The sequence below is a fragment of the Campylobacter sp. RM12651 genome, assembly GCF_022369475.1.
GTDB lineage: Bacteria > Campylobacterota > Campylobacteria > Campylobacterales > Campylobacteraceae > Campylobacter_E.
Genome location: NZ_CP059600.1, coordinates 869,640 through 888,607 on the forward strand (window position 1 = coordinate 869,640; position 18,968 = coordinate 888,607).

The window sequence follows — 18,968 nt, forward strand, 5'->3', positions numbered from 1 at the left end:
AAATGAAATACGCAATGGTTTTTGGTGGGAATTCTTACGAGCATGAAATAAGCATAGTAAGTGCTGTAACTGTGGCAAAATTATTAGATGATGTAATTTTTATTTATGTTAGTTTTGATAATGAGTTTTATCTAATAGATAAAAACAATATGAATGCAAATTATTTTGCAAAAGGTGGTTTTAAAAACCTTAAGCCTTTAGTATTAAAACACGGTGGCTTTTATCTTAAAAAACTTTTAGGCGAAGAAAAAGTAGAATTTGATATAGCTATTAATATAGTTCATGGAAAAGATGGCGAAGATGGGAAATTAGCCTCTATGTTTGATTTTTATAATATAAAATACATAGGCCCTAGAACTGCTGCTTGTGTGCTTAGTTTTGATAAACATTTAACTAAACTTTATGCAAATGAAGTAGGGGTTAAAACAATTGCTTATAAATTATTAGAAAGCAAAAATGATGAGGTTGAACTACCTGTTATTTTAAAACCAGCTAGGCTTGGAAGTAGTATAGGTATAAATATAGTAAAAAATAAAGAAGATTTTGCTTATGCGTATGATAGTTCGTATGAATTTGATGACAAGATTTTAGCAGAGCCTTTTATTGAAAATATTCAAGAAGTAAATCTAGCAGGATTTTTTGATGGCGAAAAAATTGTATTTTCAAAGATTGAAGAGCCTAAGAAAAATGGTCATTTAGATTTTGACCAAAAATATCTAAGCTTTAAACAAGAAAAAGTAGAAGAAGTAAAACTTAATGATGAGTTAGTAAATAAATTAAAAGACGCTTTTACTAGACTTTATTTGCCGTTGTTTAAAGGTGCTTTAATTAGATGCGATTTTTTTATTAAAGATAATGAGATTTATCTAAATGAGATTAATCCAAATCCAGGTTCTTATGCTAATTATTTATTTGATGATTTTAAATCTTCTTTAGAAAAATTAGCAAAATCTATTGAAAGTGATTTTAAAATTAAAGAAAATTTCACATTTTTAAATAAAATTGTAAGAGCTAAATAATGAGATTTGTTTTGATATTCTTGCTAAGTATTAATCTATTTGCAGGAGAGTATTTTGTATCAAAAGTAATGGACGGAGATACTATTCAAGTAAGAAAAGGCAAGAAAAAAACAAAAGTTAGATTATATGGCATTGACGCACCTGAAACAAGTCAGAATTTTGGTGCATATTGTACTAGGGTTTTGTCTTCTAAAATAATTGGCAAAAAGGTTGATTTGAAAATCAAAGGCAAAGATAAATATAAAAGAACCATAGCAATTGTATATTTAGATGAGGTAGATATAAATCGCTATGTAGTTCAGCAAGGTTGTGCTTGGGCGTATTCTTATTATACAAATATGTATAAAAGCGATGAGTTAAAAGCAAGACAAGAATTAAAAGGCTTATGGATAGATAAAAACGCTCAAAATCCTTATGAATGGAGAAAAAAGCATAAAAATAGAAGAAGTGAAAGTGAAGAGCTGAAAAAATTATTTCAATGGTTGATAGCATGAAAAAATTGATTGTTTTAATAGCTATTATTTTTAGCTCGTGTGCTAGTAAAGATGGAATTAGGCTTCATTATTATGAAGATTGTAATGAATATTATGACGCAGCTGGGGTTTATCATAAAGAATGTCCAAACAATATTATAGATTTTTAATACTGATTTTTTTTAGTATTAATTTATTTGCGGGTGTGCCTAATTTTGCTTATGAAAAAGAATATATTTTAAAAAAAGATGAATTAGAATGGTTTTTCATAAGTCCTAAGGGTGAAGAAAAATGGCAAAAATATGCCTTTAGATGGACGCATTTTGATAATACGAATTTGATTTTGCTAACTAATTTTAAAGATTATAAAAATTATAGAAAACAATATGTATTATCTCTTAGAAGGGGGCTTGATTTTGTTAAAGAACAAATTTTGCCTAATTACAAAAATCCTAGCATTGATAAAGTTACACTTTTTTTAGAATTTAAGGATTTTAAAGATAATAAAGCTAAAATAAAGGTTTTAGTTATTGATAACGATGGAAGAGTAGATATTGAGTTTAATAAGAATTTAAAAGGGAAGTAGTATGGAAAAGATAGATTTTTATATAAATGAATTTATAAAAGAGTTAAAGCATCCTAGTATTTATGAGTATTTAGCCAAGGTAAATCACGGCAAAAGATTACGTTCAAAACTGATTTTAAAAATAGCTGGAGTTAGTGATGAAGCTTATAAATTATGTGCAGTAATTGAGTGTATTCATCTAGCATCACTTATGCACGATGATGTAATAGATGAAGCACTAACTAGAAGAAATGCTCCAAGTATTAATGCAATTTATGGCGATAAAACTGCTATTATGCTAGGCGATATTTTATATTCAATTGCGTTTTATAATTTATGCTCTTTTAAAAGTGAAATAGCAGCTTGTGTTGGTCGTGCAGTTGCCTTACTTAGTAGTGGCGAATTGCTTGATGTAGAGCTTGGAGAAAGCTTTAATGAAGATGAGAGCAAATATTATGAAATGATTTATAAAAAAACTGCTTCATTAATAGAAGCGAGTGCATATGCAGCAGCACTTTTAGCTAATTATCCTAACGCTAATGATTATAAAGAATTTGGTAAAAATCTAGGAATTGCCTTTCAAATAGTTGATGATATTTTAGATATTACTCAAGATGAAGCTACTTTAGGAAAGCCAAATCTAAATGATTATAAAGAAGGCAAAGTTACTCTTCCATACATTATGCTAGATAAAAAATTGCAAGGCGATGATAAAGCAAGGCTAAGGTCTTATTTTTGTAAGACTTTAAGCAAAGATGAATTATTGTGGATAAAAGAGCAATTTTTAAAATACGATTTAATAAATGCAAGTATAAATGAAGCTAAAAATTACGGAGAACTTGCATTAAAATACGCAAGTAGCGATGAATTAAAAGAAATCGTTAAAAAAATGATTTTTAGGGAGTTTTGATGCATTATTTTAGCGTTAGTTTTACTCATAAAAATACAAGTATTGAAGTAAGAGAAAGACTAGCTTTAAGTGATGAATTTAAGAAAAAAGAAATTTATAAATTAATCTTAGCTAATGATTACATAGAAGAATGCGTGATTTTAAGCACCTGTAATAGAATAGAAATAATGTGTTATATTGAAAACCAAGTGGGTGTTTATGAATACATAATAAAGTGCTTATGTTTAATTTGTAAGATTGATGAGCAACTTATCAAAAATTCTCCTGATATTTACGAAGGCAGTGGGTTTATTCATCATCTTTTTAGTGTTTCAAGCTCACTTGATAGCCTTGTAATAGGGGAAACTCAAATTACAGGTCAATTAAAACAAGCCTTGCAAAGTGCTAATTATTCTCCTAATTTAGAAGTAGCGATTAATTATTCTTTTAAATGTGCTGCAATGATTAGAAATAAAACCGCTATTTCAAAAAACTCTGTATCAGTAAGCTCTGTTGCAGTAGCAAAAGCAAGAGAGATTTGTGATATTAAAACTAAAAAAATCCTTTTAATAGGAAGTGGTTTGATGATAGAATTAGCTGCAAAACACTTGCTAAATCATACAAAAGGAAATATTGCGATAATTTCAAGAACCAAAGCAAATGCTTTAAAACTAGCAAATGAACTAGATTTAATATGCTTAGATTATGAAGATTTAATCTCTATTTTAAATTCTTATGAGCTTATATTTTGTGCTACTAGTTCAAATGAACCTATAATTACTAAAGATATTATAAGTCCGGTTGAGTTTAAAAGGTATTTTTTTGATATTGCTGTGCCAAGAGATATTGAGCTTGAAAATAGCGAATTGATAGAAGTTTTTAGCGTTGATAGTCTAAATGAAATAGTTAAGAAAAATATGCAATTTAAAGATGAAGAAGCAAAAATTGCTTTTAGTGTAGTTGCAAAAATGGTTAATGAGTTTTATAAGGATTTAAATGTAATTCAAGTAACTCCTATAATAAAAGCTATGAGAATTAGAGCAGATGAAATTATAAATCAAGAATTAGCAATAGCAATTAAGAAAGGTTATTTAAAAAATAGTGATAATGAAGAAGCATTGAAATTCGCAAAACAAGTTATGAAGTCTTATTTGCACGAACCTACAATAAGACTTAAAAATATTGATGATGAAGGTTTAGAAACGCAAAGTTTAAATTATTTATTTAATGTGAAGGAAAACGAATGAGATTTTCAAAATTATACGCACCAACGACAAAAGAAGCACCAAGAGATGCTATCTTAAAAAGTCATATTTTACTTAGTAGAGCAGCTTATATAGAGCAACTTGGCTCAGGACTTTATAGTTATTTACCATTAGGGCTTGAAGTATTAGAAAATATTAAAAATATTGTAATTAAGCATATGAAAAATGCAGGAGCAAACTATTTAAATCTTAGTTTTGTATGCCCGTTAAATTATTGGGATGAGAGTGGAAGAAGTGCTAAATTTGGTAAAGAATTGTTAAGGTTTAAGGATAGAAAAGAAAATGATTTTATCCTAAGTCCGACAGCAGAAGAAGCAATAGTTGCACTTGTGCGTGGAAAAATTACAAGCTATAAACAATTGCCTATTAATTTATTTCAAATTCAAACTAAATTCCGTGATGAAGCAAGACCTAGATTTGGACTTTTTAGAGCTCGTGAGTTTATTATGAAAGACGCTTATAGTTTTCATGATTCGCTTGAGTCTTTAGAAGCTGAATTTTTAAATATGCAAGAAGCGTATTGTAAAATTTTTGATGAATTAGGGTTAAATTATGCGATTGTAGAAGCAGATAGCGGAGCAATTGGTGGAAGTGGTTCAAGAGAATTTATGGTGATTAGTCCTAGTGGAGAAGATGATTTGGCTATTTGTGAATGTGGATATTGTGCTAATATAGAAACAGCAAAAAGAGCTAAAAGAAAATTTATTAAAGAAATAGAAGCTGATTTTGCAAAATTTCACACTCCAAATGTAAAAACCATAGAAGATTTAGCTAAATTCTTTAAATGCAAAGAGCATAATTTCATAAAAGCAGTAGCAAAAAAAGCAATATATGTAGATAAAGAAGAAATCATAGTATATTTTATAAGAGGTTGTGATGAGCTAAATGAAACTAAGGCTTTAAATGCAGCTAATGCACTTGATTTAGTAGATGCAAGTGAAGAAGAATTAATAAAAGCTAATTTAGTTCCAGGATTTATTGGGCTTAAGGATTGTCCTGTTAGATTTTTCATAGATAGCGAGTTAGAAAATGAAAGCGATTTAATTTGTGGAGCAAACGAAAAAGACTATCATTATGTAGGATTTAAGGTAACTAGCTTTTTACAAGAGCGTTTTTATGATTTAAGCTTGGTTAAAGAAAATGATGAATGCCATAAGTGCAATAAAGCTTTAAAAATTACAAAAGGCATTGAAGTAGGGCATATATTTAAATTAGGCGATAAGTATTCAAGTGCTATGAATGCAACTTATCTTGATAATAATGGCAAGGCAAAACCTTTTATAATGGGTTGTTATGGTATAGGAATTAGTAGGCTTTTAGCAGTAATTGCTGAATGCAATAATGATGATTATGGGCTTATTTTTGATAAAAATATTTCAGCATTTACATTACAAATCATAATATCAGATATTAAAAATGAAGAGCAAATTAAGTTTGCAAATGATATATATGAGTATTGTTTGGCTAATGGCATTAAGGTTTTATTAGATGATAGAAATGAGCGTTTTGGTGTAAAAATGAGTGATTATGAGTTAATAGGCACACCTTATGCTATTGTAGTGGGTAAAAAACTTGATGATAATTTGGTAGAATTTAGAGCTCGTAAAACACTTGAAAAACTAGAATTAAACTCAAACGAAGTTAAAGATAAATTATCAAATCTTTTAAAATAATTTTATTCATTTAAAACTATAAATAATATTTATAAATTATTTATAGTTTTTATAATCTAAATCTACCTTTAGAACTTATTGCTTTATATATATTTTCAATATAACCACAACTATCTATGAAAAACTCTTTACTAACTTCTTTAAAATCATTATTTTCATCAAAGTAATAATACTTCACAAACAATCTTTCAGATTCAAAAACAAATGAAGCTTCATCATAAAAATATTTATCATTTTTTATTACTAGCTCATTATTAAATTTATTTATTTTTGAAGTTTTTAATAATTCTTTGCTAAATTCTTTTATTTCTTTTATTTCATCTATACTTTTATAATTTTGAACTTTTTCTAATTTTTCTACATTTGCATGACGATTAAAATAATCTTTTATAGCGAGTTTTTGTCGTTCTAGGTATTCAATTTTACACTTATAGCCGAATTTATTATAATCTATTTTATAAGTTTTATCAGTATTAAAATCATAATAGCTCAAATTATTCTCACTTAGGTCTGCTTCAATTCTATATAATTTTGATTTAAGTTCATTAAATTCTTTTAATGGGTCGGTGTTATTACTTATAAAATAAGTTAATGCGAAATAACACAAAGCAAGTATTAAACATAATAAACCTATAACAAATATTAATTTAACTATTCTAAAAAACATTTAAAATCCTAACAATTATTAATTACTTTCATACTAACTCTTTTACTACATACGCTCAATATAACCACAATCATCTATTAAAAACTCATAATTTTCTTCAAGCAAATTATTATTAAAACTAAAGTAATAATATTTTACAAATAATTTTCCATCTTTAAAAATAAAAGAATTTTTATCATAAAAATGCTCAAAACCATCAATTGTTAGCTCGTAATTAAATTCATAGACTTGTGAAGTTTTTAATAAATCTTTGCTAAATTTTTTTATTTCTTTTATTTCATCTATACTTTTATAATTATTGATTTTTTCTAATTGCGTATGTGGATATCTTTCAAAAAAATTTTGAATAGCGTATTCTTGTTTTTGTAACTCATCAATAATGCAACCATATCCAAGTTCATTGTAATTTACCTTATATGTTCTTTTATCACCAAAATCATAATATGGTTTATATCCTTGCTTTAATAAAATTTCTTCAACTTTTTTTAATTCCTTTGTTACCTTAACAAAATCACTATAATCATAAGGTTTTGTAACATAATATTCTATTATTGTAAAAGCGCCGATGAATAAAATAGATAATATAAATAGTATGCAAAGCAATGCAAATATACAATACAATAATTTTCTTATAAACTCTATCAGCTTAGAATACATTTATCGCTCCAAATATAAAACAATTTTTATGGTTTAGTATAGCAAATAAGTTTATTTAAATTCTTTTAAACAATAAGGTTAATTGATGGTGTAAAATATTTTGGAATTTAAATTAGGATTTTAATAAATTTAAAAATGTTTTATTGTAAAAATAGTTGGAATTAAAAGTTATTATTTTTTGCTTTTATATTTTATATAACAATAAAATAAAATAGTAGATATAAAAGCCATAGCAAGACTTAATATGCTATTTTTTATAGGAAGTGATGCGATATTGTCTATATTAAATTTCTTTAGTATTTTTAGTTAAAACATATTTATCAATAATTAATATGTGAAATACATGCATAAAATAACCATACAAAAATATTAAGATAAAAAAACATATAAGTTCGTTAGCTATAACACAATAAAACACATATATCAAAATAACACTAAAAATAAGAGCAAAAACATTGCAAATAAAAATCAAAATTCCTAAAATATCTCTTGTTTGGTGTTTGTAAATAGCTTCACAATAATCGCATTTCATTATATATCCTAAATCTTCATCAAAAACATGTGTTTTAGGTAAAGGAATTTTATTTTTACAAACTTCACATTTTTTATAAAAAAACATTTAAATGCCTTAACTTGCTAATTAATTTTTTATAATATAAAGTTTTAGTAAAAAATCCATAAAATTTAAAAATAATTATTAATTTAATTTCAAATTCCTAATCCAAATTCTTAAAGAATTTGGATTTAGTTTATAAATATACTTGAATATTGTTGTTTTTATCATCTGTATATGTAATAAATCCAGATGAATTAGGCGAGTAAGCATTCGTATCTTGTATTAGTCTTTCTGTATTTTTTAAATAAGATGATAAATCAGGTTTAATCACTTTATTTACCAAATCCTCATAGCTTGGTAATTCTTTTGCGGCTGTATTTATAAACTCATCATAGCATAAAGTTTTATCACTAAAAACAAATTTTTCAATCTTATTAAATCCTATCCCAAAATTACCTAATATAGTAACACTATCTTTATTATTGTTATATTTGATGATTAGATTATCTACATCTTTTTTAAGCACAACTTCACTAAAGCTAATATCATTAAATTTAATAGTATCATATCCTAAGGCATCTTTTATATAATCATTCCCATCATTTCTATTAAAGATATATGTATCATTTCCAGCACCGCCGTCTAAATAATCATCTCCTTTACCACCAATTAAAGTATCATTACCAAATAAGCCATATATTTTATCGCTATATTCACTTCCAATTAAAGTATCATTGCCCCAAGTAGGAGTTAATACCATTTGTCTTAAATCATTAGCACTTAAAGTCTTATCTTGTAATACTAAAGCAGATATATCATAATCTTTTTTGAAAAAATCTACAACTTTTATAGATGAACTTTCATCAACCACTTTTCTAAACCAACCAGCACTTTTTAGCTTGTTTATTATTAAATCATCATTATTTCTAGTAATTTTTACAAATGATGAGCTAACATCTAGGATTATTTCATCATAAGCATTATCATTTCTAAGATTAATTATTGTATCTTTTCCCCAAACTCCTTTATAAATATACTTATCATTCCCCATACCGCCTTGCAAGATATCATCTCCTGCTCCGCCTATAATGATATCATCACCATCTCCTGCATAAATATCATCATTACCATTGCCACCATTTATGATGTCTGCTCCTGCTCCACTTCTTATGATGTCATCTCCATCTCCACCATCAATAATATCATCTCCATTATGTGTGATTATGGTATCGTTGCCATCTAGCATAGTTATTACATAATCTTTATTTGTAAAAAACATTGTAAAGTTATCATCACCATTTGTAGGTGTATAAACTCTATTAATTATCTCATCCTTATTTATGCTTGTATTATTAGCGAATTTGATTTCATCAATAGTATTTCTTAAATCTTCATATGCAAAAAAGTCTTTAACTCTAATGCTATTATTATCATCTTTAATCAGCATTAAATCATCATAATTTCTTACATATTTTAAATTATTGGCATTTATACTTGCATCGTTAAATTTAATACAATCTATATCATTTAGATTTGATTTATAGTTTATGATAGTATCGTGCCCGAAATCTTTATCAAAAACATAAGTATCATTGCCATTACCACCCACTAAAGTATCATCACCAATTCCACCGATTAAGGTATCATCGCCATCAAGTCCATATAAAGTATCTTTACCATTTAATAAATTTGTCCCTACTAATGTATCATTACCACTTGTTCCTGTTTGAGTTGATAGTGCATTGATAGTATCTTCATCTAAAAGTTTTAAATAATCACTTAAAGTATAATTATTCATTGTTTTTATAAAATCACCTAGCAATATTACACAATCATTTAAAGAATTTATATCTTTAAAGCTTGTTATAAACTCAGCTAAATCAACGAAAGCTTTTTTAGGATTTGTTTCATTAATAGCCTTAAATTTTTCTATACTTTTAGAAAAATCTAATTTAAGCTCATACGAGCCATTGTTTTCGTAGCTAGTAATGCTTATTTCATCATAGTATTCTTTTAATCTTGTTTGAAATAACAATCCCTTATAAACATAAGTTCTTAAACTATCATAAGTATTATTAAAGCTATTTCTAAGCTCGTTAAACTCATTTAAACTAGCTATATAAAAATCTTGATTATTAACGCCTAAAAATGAATTAATAATTGATATTTTTTGCTTAAGCTCATTAAACTCATTTTTTAAACTTTCACTAATAGTAAAATTAGCATATTCTCTAGCTTGTGATGGCGTAAGCCATAAATCCCTTATGCTATCAGTATTGCTAGGATTATTGCTATCAAATTCTTTGGTTTTAGATAGGTTAAAGTCTTTGTTTAAAGCTTTATTAGTATTAGCCCAAGCATAAATTAGACTATCAAGCTTGTTTAATTGCTCTTCTTTGCTGTTTGTAGATGAATAATCTTTAAGCAATGCTTTTAATTTAGTATCTAAACAAGCAGCATCCCTTAAATCTCTTAATACTCCATAGCCTTTAAGATTTGCTAGATTTAATTCTTCTTCTGAATATTTTATCTTGTCTTTAAATACTCTTTCTATACTACTAACGCTAAAATTAATATCAGCCAATAAGCTTTCTTTATCATCCTTGATAAAGGTAGCTGTTTGAGTGATGGTGTTATCATTATCAAGATTTTGATTTGTATCTTTATAGTTTAGATTTATGCTAGTTATGTTTAAATCTTTTAAAGACTTTAGTTCGTTTATTTGCGTTATGCCATCTTCGTTTAAGTCTTGCCAAATTTTAAGATTGTTAAACTCTTTATCATTTATATCAATTACTCCATCTTCATTACTATCTAAAAGCTTTAAGGCTTCAAAGCCGTTTAGAGCAAGTGTGGTTTGAGTAGGATTTAAGGTTTGATTATTGTTAGTATCTAAAGCTTTAAAATCACTACTTGGAATTTCAGTAAAGTTTCCAAATAATTCATTACCATTATCTATTAGATTATTATTGTTTTTATCTAATACTAATAATCCATCATCTTTACTAATCCAAGATGATTTATAAGCTATGTTGTCACTATTGTGGTCAAAAAATGCCTTAGAATTATTAAGAGTGATTGTATCTATTCTGCCGTTGTTGTTTAGGTCTAGGACTAGCGGGTCGTATTTTATAACTTTAGCCATTGGATTATAGAAAATGTTTAAAGTTTTATTTTTATATAAACTATTTTTAAAATCATCACTATAATCCCCTTTAAATGTATCTTTAAAGGTTCTTGATACAAAATCTTTATAATCAAATATTTTTGCCAAATCTCCGTTTGCTTCAACCAATACTTTATCTTCTAAAAATTTAACTCTTCCTTGTTCTATTAAATTTGGATTTAGTTTGATTAAAGATTTAACACTCATTTTGTTTGCTTTTGCAATATCTATGATTGTATCGCCTTGTTTTACTACATATTTTTTATTATCTCCTAATAAAATCTCTTCTCCTACTAATATCTTAATATTAGTTAGCACAAACGATTTACTAGGTATATAATCTATAATATCTTTTAAAGTATCATTATCTAATTGTTTTATATCATATTTAACATTATTGATACTAGCCTTATTTACTCCACTAAATAGTGCTAAATCAAATAAATCTTCATCAGATAAAGTAGAATTATTATTGGTGTTTATTGTGACAAAATTATTGTTTTTTTCAATTTGAACTGAATTATTATAATCACTTAATGCGATATCATAATTATTAAATTTAGAATTATTTGCAAAATCAATCCCATCATTAATATTATCTGCTTTAATAATTATATTATTATCTTTAACTTCTGCTTCTAATACAGGTTTACCTTTTTTCACATCTTCTTTTGGTCTAAGTAAATCTATAACATCACTACAAAATTTATCAAAAGTTACATTAGAATAATAATCCTTTATCAAATCAAAATCTAAAACTGACTTGGCATTTTCAAACATTTCTTTTGCAAACTCTTTATCATTCAATATTCTTCCATAGAATTCAGCAGCTTCAGGAAAAGTTTCTCCAAAATAATCAGAAGCTTTAAAATTGATAATAGCTTCAATCCTTTCATTTTCTACAACCCCTAGTTTGTTTAAGAATACTAATATATTTTTAGATTTATTGAGTATAACTTCATCAATTATACTGCCAAAAATATTGCCTGCCAACCTTAAAGCTGTATTATCTTTATCTTTATTTTGTAAATATTTTATATATATAGAAAATGTTTGAGTTTTAATATCAAAAAATATTGTATTCTTAACCCCAAGATATTTTGCCATTGATTTTTCTACAAATTGAATTTTTGCAAAAACATCATTTATAAAATCTAAAGTTTCTTTATTTTTCTCGGTCATAATGTCTCCTTTTTCTTGTTTAAAATCTTTTCAATTTTCTTTTGTTGTTTTGCTATGTATTTTTCACCTAGTGGTTGTGCTTCTTCTCTAAATTCCATTTCAAATCCGCCTTTACTTATTGCAGAATACTTTTGTCTAAACTCTGTGTATAAAAAATAAACCGATAAATCATCAACAAAAGGCAATGAAACTAGCTTGGTTTTAGTTTGATATATTGTGTAAGTTTTTAAGTTTTTACCATTTAAGAAAAATAGTGCTAAATAGCTTGATAAAATATCTAATATTACAAAAAACATAATTATAGGAAAGAAAATTATTCTAGCTATAGGGTAGTCTAATCTATAATTTAAACTTTGATTTTCTGTTTCTTTAGTGTTATAAGCGTCTTTATTGAATATATACGAATAAGCTAAAGCAGGTCGCTTGGTTTGTAATCTAAAAACTATATCGCTTTTATTTATCGTTGCAGTTACTTTCTTATAGCTCTTTGCTATACCAAAAACACCTGCTTCATCTATCTCATAAGTATCAAAATATATCTTTTCATTATCTACGCTAATATAAAAATCATTATTTTTAACAAATCTAAGTCTTTTTATTTGTCTAAGTTTTAAAAAGAATGCAACAAAAAAAATACCATCAATAATACCACTCCAACCTTTTTGAATTCTTCGTATGTCAGTCATTGTTTTTTCGGGTTTACTATTTAATTCATTGATAATATCTATTACAAAATAACATGAAATAAGTGTAAGAAAAATTGAAAAAATCTCATTAAACAATCTAATAAGCTCTAAGTTATATAAATAATCGTTTTTTATTTTATAATCTTTTAAATTATCTATATTCAAATTTATCCTTTGTTTTTAATAAGATTAATTATAGCAAATAAACAATAAAAATTCATAAAATTTAAAAATAATTATTAAAATTATGTTACTTTTCGTAATAAATAATACTAAAAAATATTTTTTAATTTAATTTCAAATCCCTAATTCAAATTCTTTTAAAACTATAAATAATATTTATTAAATTATTTATAGTTTTAGGTTTATAGATTTTGCTGTTTGTATAAATGTGCGTAGTATCCATTAAGCTCCATTAGTTTTGTATGATTTCCACACTCAACCAAATTACCCTTATCAAGGACTAATATCTCATCACAATCTTTAACCGTGCTTAATCTATGTGCTATTATTATAAATGTTTTGTTTTGTTTGATTAGTGATAGATTTGATGTGATGATTTTCTCGCTTTCATAATCAAGTGCCGAAGTAGCCTCATCAAATATCAAAACCCTTGGATTATGTAGCAAGGCTCTTGCTATTGCTATTCTTTGTCTTTGACCGCCGCTTAATGCAGAGCCTCTTTCTCCTACTAAAGTATCATAACCTGCACTAAGTTCGCTTATGAAATCGTGTGCTCCTGCTATTTTGCATACATTTATTATTTCTTGCATTGATGCACTTGGCTTTGATAGGCTTATGTTTTCTTTGATACTACCGCTAAATAAATAATTTTCTTGTAAAACTACGCCTAAATTACTCCTTAAAACATAAGGATTTAAATGTCTTAAATCTATTCCATCTATATAAATAGAACCTTCGTTTGGGATATAAAGTCTTTCTATGAGTTTTGTTATGGTGCTTTTACCACTGCCACTGCGTCCTACTATTCCTATGCTTTTATTTGCTTGTAGGTTAAAGCTTAGATTATTTAAGACATAGTTAGAATTTGGGCTATATTTAAAGCTTACATTATCAAATTTTATATTACCTGATACTTGATTTAGCGATATAGGTTTATTTGTAGTTTGCTCTTGCGGTGTATTTAAAATATCTCCTAATCTATCTACGCTTAAAATAGCTTGTTGTAATTCATTCCACAAGCTTACGAGTCGCATAATAGGAGCGCTAAATTGATTGGCAAACATCTGAAAGGCTATTAATTGTCCTACACTTAAACTCCCATCAATTACTAATCCTACTCCAAAATATAAAATCGCTAATGTCATAAGCTTTTGTAAAGAATTAGCAAAAGTGCTTGCGATATTGCTTAGATTACTTAAATTAAAAGATGATTTTAAATATTTTGCTAAATAATCCTCCCAGTATTTTTTCATACTACCTTCAATGGCTAAGGATTTTATGGTTTGCATTCCTGTTATGCTTTCTACTAGATATGAATTAGATGCTGCTCCCATTTGGAATTTATCTTCAAGCCTTGCTCTTAAAATAGGCGTTATAAAAAAATAAATCAAAGCAATGCAAATCACAAAAGCTAATGAAACAAATGTTAGCTTCACGCTATATAAAAACATCATCAAAATAAAAACTATACTAAATAACAAATCTAAAATCACGCTTACTGATTTGTTGGCTATAAAATCTCTTATATTATCAAGCTCTCTTATTCTAGCTGCTATGTTGCCTACTTTTCTATTCTCAAAATACACCATAGGTAACAATAATAAATGTGTAAATAACTCACTGCCTAATTTTGCGTCAATTTTTGTGGTAGTATGAGTAAAGATATAATTTCTACTAAGGCTTAATAAACTTTCAAAAACAATAACGCTAAAAAATGCAAAAGCGATTACATTAAGTGTGCTTATACTATGGTGCAACAAGACTTTATCAAGGACTACTTGAGTAAATAAAGGTGTAACTAAGCCAAATAATTGCATAACAAAACTTGCTAATAAAATTTGTAATACAATACCCTTATAACTTAGCATTCTTTTATAAAACCAAGAGAAGCCAAACTTTACACTATCGTTTAATAATTTGTGTGCTAGGATTAAGATTTTATCACTTGATAAATTATGTAATTCTTCATAGCTAATTTGCCTTGCTTCTTTTCCACCATCAAAAATAAGAGCTTGTTGATTATTAAAATCAAGTTTTAAAACTACAAAATATGTTAAATCTTTTTTCAAAAATATAAAAGGTGCTTTATATAAATGAAGGTTTTTTAAATTAAGCTTTTTGATTTTTACCTTAAAATCATTATCTTTAGCGATTTTTGCTAGTTCGTAAATACTTGGCTCGCTATCTTTTAAAGCGTATTTGTTACAAATCGCATTAATATCTATTGATATATTTGCAAATTGCGCACAAAGTGATAAGCAACCTAAGGCTGTATGCATATTAATATCCTTTTTTACAATTATTAAATTGATTATTTATTAAATTAATTTTAATAGCGTTTGCATTTGCATTTATTATATATTCATTTAAATCTTGGAGTTTTTTATAGTTTTCTATACTTGCATTTATGACTTCAAATTTTGATTTTTCACCAGTTTTGTGTAGTTTTTGTATATAAAGCTCATTTGTATTTGCTTCTTTGCTTATTATCTTTAAGGTTTTTATTATTTCATCTTTGTTTTGTATAAAAAATATAAGCTCGTTTATTTGTTTTTCATATTCTAGCTTTGCTTGTATTAGCTCTTGATTTAATTTGTTTATTTCTAATTGTTTTAACTCTTTAGATGAACTTGTTTTAAATCCATCAAATATAATATAGTTAATCCCAATTCCTACTAAGTACCCGTGTTTTTTAGAACTATCGGCAAGGTCTTGATAATTATTTTTGGTTTTATCATAAAAATCATATCTTGAATAAAGGCTTATTGTAGGGCGTTGATTTAGGGATTTTAGTTCATACATTGAGCTTTTTATTTTAGAATTTAATTCTAAAAATTTATTTGTTTTTTCAAATTCTAAAAAGTCTAAAGCAATTTCATCAATTTTACTAAAATCATCTATTTTATCAATATTAAGATTTGATAAATACGATATATATGATAAATAATTTCTTAATTCAAATTCTAGTTTTAAAATCTGCGTTTTTGCATCGCTAAAGTCCAAAAAATAAGAATTTACATTGATTAAATCTAATTCTCCAACCTTATTTAATCTCTTTGATAATTTATATAAACTTTCATAAGCAAGGCTTAAATTTTTATATGTTTTTAATTTATTTTCACTTAATAGTGCGAGTTTGTAGTATTCTAATAAATCTAGTGATAATTGCAATTCCTTATAGCACTTATTGTAATTACTTGTAGCGATATTCTCTTTGGCTGATTTGATTTTATAATAATCATTTCCAAATTTGAATAAATCATATTTTAATATAAGTGATATTGTGCTTTGATGATTGTTATAATCGCTAAAAAGCTCTCTTTTATAATCATTACTTTTTGTATTTGAATACTTAAAATCTGCATTAAATGATAATTCTGGATACAAATATGATTTATAAAAATCATAATTATAATTAGCACTTTTAATATCTATTTTTGCTATATTTATGATAGGAGAATTTTTAAGTGCATAGTCTAGTATGGTGTAAAAATCTTTAGCTATTGATGTGCTAAGCATTATAAGAAAAACAAAAATAATTCTCATCTAATACTAAGCCCTTCATCAAGATATCTAATAATAGGATATATGAAAAACTCTATTACTCTTCTTTTGCCAACCTTTACTTCAGCTATTACTTGCATTCCTGGTTCTATTTCTTTTACTTCCCCATCTACTATCAAATGATTTTTTAAAGGTTTTACTTTAATTTCAAAAATATCTCCTAATTTTTCATCTTTTATAGCATCGTTTCCAATATGTTCTAAAATTCCATCTAGTTTGCCGTATTTTTGAAAATTAAATGTGGTTATTTTGATAGCTACATTTTGCCCTTTTTTAAGATATCCTATATCTTGATTTAATACATTTGCCTTTATTATAAGTGGCTTATCAATTGGGATTATTGATATTAATTGCTCATTGCTTGATACAGAACTTCCTTCAGTATTTACAAATAATTTTCCTACATATCCATCAACTGGTGATGAAATAACTTGCCTTAGGCTTTGAAATTCTATCGCGTTTATATCTGCCTTTAATAATGCTATTTCATTTTTAGTTTTTAAGAGTTCATCATAATTTTTAGCAATAAAATTTGCTTTAAAACTCTCAAGTTCTTTTGTGAGTTCGTTTAATTTATTTTCTAATTCTAAAGATTTGTTTTTATTTACAAGTATTTGTAATTGTAAATCTTGCTTTGTTTTTAATAAATTTTCATAATCTTTATAAGCGATTATATCTTTTACCTTGCTAAGTCTATTTAATTTTGAGCTTGTGTATTTATGCTCTATTTCTAATCTTTTTAATTCTTCTTTATTGGCTTGTAATGAATTAATAGTTTGTTTGATTTTAAATTCATAAGTGTTTATGCTATTTTTAAAGCTATTTAATTGGTTTTGATATAGGCTTAATTCTGCATTACTAACATCTTTTAATTCGCTCTCGTTACTTAGTGCATTTAATCTTTTTAAACTATCTTCTAAAGCTTTTAAATTCTCTTTTTTACTTTCTAAATTGACTTTAGATACACTTGGGTCAACTAGTATTAAAGGCTCATTTGCTTTTATTTTATCACCTTCTTTTACAAGAATTTTGTAAATTACTCCGTTTTCTAAAGGTTTGATTATTTTAATTTCTCCATCAGGCACTACTTTACCACTAGCACTTACCACTATATCAACCTTAGCTAGTATTAGCCAAGCAATACTAAAAACTATTACAAATAAAACTATATATAAAATACTTTTACCTAATGGATTTTGCGGTCTATCTTCTAACTCTACTAAAAGTGGTTTAAATTCGTGTGTATCATCATCAAATTTTTTAAAAATTTTAAACATATTTTACCTAATTAATATATTTTTTAAATACTTAAATAATAATTACCCTAAATTAATTTAGGGTAATTTGCTTAATTCCAAGCACTCATATAGATTTGATTTAATCTATCATCGTTTATATGATTAATATTATGAATATCTATGCCGTTATTTTTAGCAAATGCACTAGTTTGCTCTATTAGTTTATCTATTGTTTTTGTATTGATGAATTTATTATCATCAAGTTCTATTGTGTTTATTTGATTGTGATAGCCAAATTTCCAAGCAAAGTGATGTGCTACTCTTATGCTATTTGTATCATCATCTTTAAACTTTATTAGCAGGTCTTTACCATCTTTTATTAAAAATATTTCATCAGCTTTTAAATTTTGTAATTTTAAAGCATCTTGCCCACCATCATCATAGATTAAATCATTTCCATCACCTTTTCTATAAACATATATATCATTACCAAATCCACCATATAACTTATCATCTCCTTTACCACCGATTAAAGTATCGTTTCCTAATTTGGTTGATATAATATCGTTTTTATTACTGCCTATTATTACATCATCTTTATAAGATGTGCTTATATTGCTTGCATTATCTTGATAGGCTACTGCAAATGTTGATGTAGCAAAATTAGAAAAGCTAAAATCTTTTTCTTTTAAGAATACTATTGCTTCTTTGTTTGCTTGCATACTTACGCTTCTTTTGATAGCTAGTTCATCTAATGTAACATCACTAAAGCTTATGCTACTAATTTTACTTTCATTATTGGTATTATAAAAATCTTTTATTGTTACGCTATTATCTTTATTAAGTGTAATTTTTAAATCATTTAAATCTTTTTTAAATCTTACATCTTTATAGCTTACATCTTTAAAAATAATTGTATTTTTATCAATATTATTTAAATTGCTTTCTATTATGGTATCGTTACCAAAATTAAGCCCAGTAAATGTATAAGTATCGCTTCCAGCCTTACCTACTAGTGTATCATCTCCACCAAATCCATTAAGACTATTATCCTTATCATTGCCTTCTATCACATCATTACTTGAGGTTCCTATATTGCTTAATTCAAATAAAGCATCGCTAAGCTCTTCACTTGAATTTGAATTAAAATACATTCCATTAGTATTTTTAGCTAAATCTTTAAAA

At 26.2% G+C, this 18,968-nt stretch carries 16 protein-coding genes; 7 read left to right on the top strand and 9 right to left on the bottom strand.

The genetic code is table 11. The annotated features are described in order from the left end of the window. Positions 1–2 precede the first annotated feature (2 nt). From AVBRAN_RS04315 to AVBRAN_RS04345, 7 genes are read left to right on the top strand one after another with little or no spacing between them, the layout of a single operon-like run. Positions 3–1,019 carry a D-alanine--D-alanine ligase gene (locus AVBRAN_RS04315; RefSeq protein ID WP_239803642.1) on the top strand — a complete coding sequence of 339 codons (1,017 nt, stop codon included), beginning with the start codon at positions 3–5 and terminating at the stop codon, positions 1,017–1,019. After that, the gene (locus tag AVBRAN_RS04320; RefSeq protein WP_214117726.1) at positions 1,019–1,513 is read left to right on the top strand and encodes a thermonuclease family protein; all 495 of its coding nucleotides are present in this window, start codon (positions 1,019–1,021) and stop codon (positions 1,511–1,513) included. Before AVBRAN_RS04315 ends, AVBRAN_RS04320 begins: the two co-directional genes overlap by 1 nt. Next, on the top strand, positions 1,510–1,662 hold the full coding sequence (locus AVBRAN_RS04325) for a hypothetical protein (protein WP_214119933.1): 153 nt from the start codon (positions 1,510–1,512) through the stop codon (positions 1,660–1,662). Before AVBRAN_RS04320 ends, AVBRAN_RS04325 begins: the two co-directional genes overlap by 4 nt. Next, a complete protein-coding gene (locus AVBRAN_RS04330) occupies positions 1,635–2,078 on the top strand; it encodes a hypothetical protein (protein ID WP_214117724.1) in 444 nt (147 codons plus the stop codon). Before AVBRAN_RS04325 ends, AVBRAN_RS04330 begins: the two co-directional genes overlap by 28 nt. A gap of 1 nt (position 2,079) precedes the next feature. Further along, positions 2,080–2,967 carry a polyprenyl synthetase family protein gene (locus AVBRAN_RS04335; protein ID WP_239803643.1) on the top strand — a complete coding sequence of 296 codons (888 nt, stop codon included), beginning with the start codon at positions 2,080–2,082 and terminating at the stop codon, positions 2,965–2,967. Beyond that, complete coding sequence (gene hemA, locus AVBRAN_RS04340; protein ID WP_239803644.1) at positions 2,967–4,193, top strand: glutamyl-tRNA reductase; 1,227 nt, start codon at positions 2,967–2,969, stop codon at positions 4,191–4,193. The genes AVBRAN_RS04335 and hemA overlap by 1 nt, the downstream gene beginning before the upstream one ends. Then, positions 4,190–5,884 carry a proline--tRNA ligase gene (locus AVBRAN_RS04345; protein WP_239803645.1) on the top strand — a complete coding sequence of 565 codons (1,695 nt, stop codon included), beginning with the start codon at positions 4,190–4,192 and terminating at the stop codon, positions 5,882–5,884. Before hemA ends, AVBRAN_RS04345 begins: the two co-directional genes overlap by 4 nt. A 49-nt stretch (positions 5,885–5,933) precedes the next feature. Here AVBRAN_RS04345 and AVBRAN_RS04350 read toward each other — a convergent pair whose 3' ends face one another. From AVBRAN_RS04350 to AVBRAN_RS04390, 9 genes are all read right to left on the bottom strand, one after another. Then, positions 5,934–6,551 (bottom strand): hypothetical protein, encoded by a 618-nt coding sequence (locus AVBRAN_RS04350; protein WP_239803646.1) that lies wholly within the window; start codon positions 6,549–6,551, stop codon positions 5,934–5,936. Between the two features lie 45 nt (positions 6,552–6,596). Next, on the bottom strand, positions 6,597–7,208 hold the full coding sequence (locus AVBRAN_RS04355) for a hypothetical protein (RefSeq protein WP_239803647.1): 612 nt from the start codon (positions 7,206–7,208) through the stop codon (positions 6,597–6,599). Between the two features lie 283 nt (positions 7,209–7,491). Beyond that, positions 7,492–7,827, bottom strand: a complete 336-nt coding sequence (locus tag AVBRAN_RS04360; protein ID WP_239803648.1) for a hypothetical protein — start codon at positions 7,825–7,827, stop codon at positions 7,492–7,494. A 130-nt stretch (positions 7,828–7,957) separates the two neighbouring features. Then, positions 7,958–12,112 (bottom strand): calcium-binding protein, encoded by a 4,155-nt coding sequence (locus AVBRAN_RS04365; protein WP_239803649.1) that lies wholly within the window; start codon positions 12,110–12,112, stop codon positions 7,958–7,960. Next, a complete protein-coding gene (locus AVBRAN_RS04370; protein ID WP_239803650.1) occupies positions 12,109–12,963 on the bottom strand; it encodes a hypothetical protein in 855 nt (284 codons plus the stop codon). The genes AVBRAN_RS04365 and AVBRAN_RS04370 overlap by 4 nt, the downstream gene beginning before the upstream one ends. Before the next feature lie 200 nt (positions 12,964–13,163). Then, positions 13,164–15,260 carry a type I secretion system permease/ATPase gene (locus tag AVBRAN_RS04375; protein ID WP_214120456.1) on the bottom strand — a complete coding sequence of 699 codons (2,097 nt, stop codon included), beginning with the start codon at positions 15,258–15,260 and terminating at the stop codon, positions 13,164–13,166. A 1-nt stretch (position 15,261) separates the two neighbouring features. Further along, positions 15,262–16,527: a TolC family protein gene (locus tag AVBRAN_RS04380; protein ID WP_239803651.1), complete on the bottom strand. Its 1,266-nt coding sequence runs from the start codon at positions 16,525–16,527 to the stop codon at positions 15,262–15,264. Next, positions 16,524–17,822 carry an HlyD family type I secretion periplasmic adaptor subunit gene (locus AVBRAN_RS04385; RefSeq protein WP_214150390.1) on the bottom strand — a complete coding sequence of 433 codons (1,299 nt, stop codon included), beginning with the start codon at positions 17,820–17,822 and terminating at the stop codon, positions 16,524–16,526. The genes AVBRAN_RS04380 and AVBRAN_RS04385 overlap by 4 nt, the downstream gene beginning before the upstream one ends. A gap of 71 nt (positions 17,823–17,893) precedes the next feature. Further along, a complete protein-coding gene (locus AVBRAN_RS04390) occupies positions 17,894–18,937 on the bottom strand; it encodes a hypothetical protein (protein WP_239803652.1) in 1,044 nt (347 codons plus the stop codon). Between the last annotated feature and the right edge of the window lie 31 nt (positions 18,938–18,968).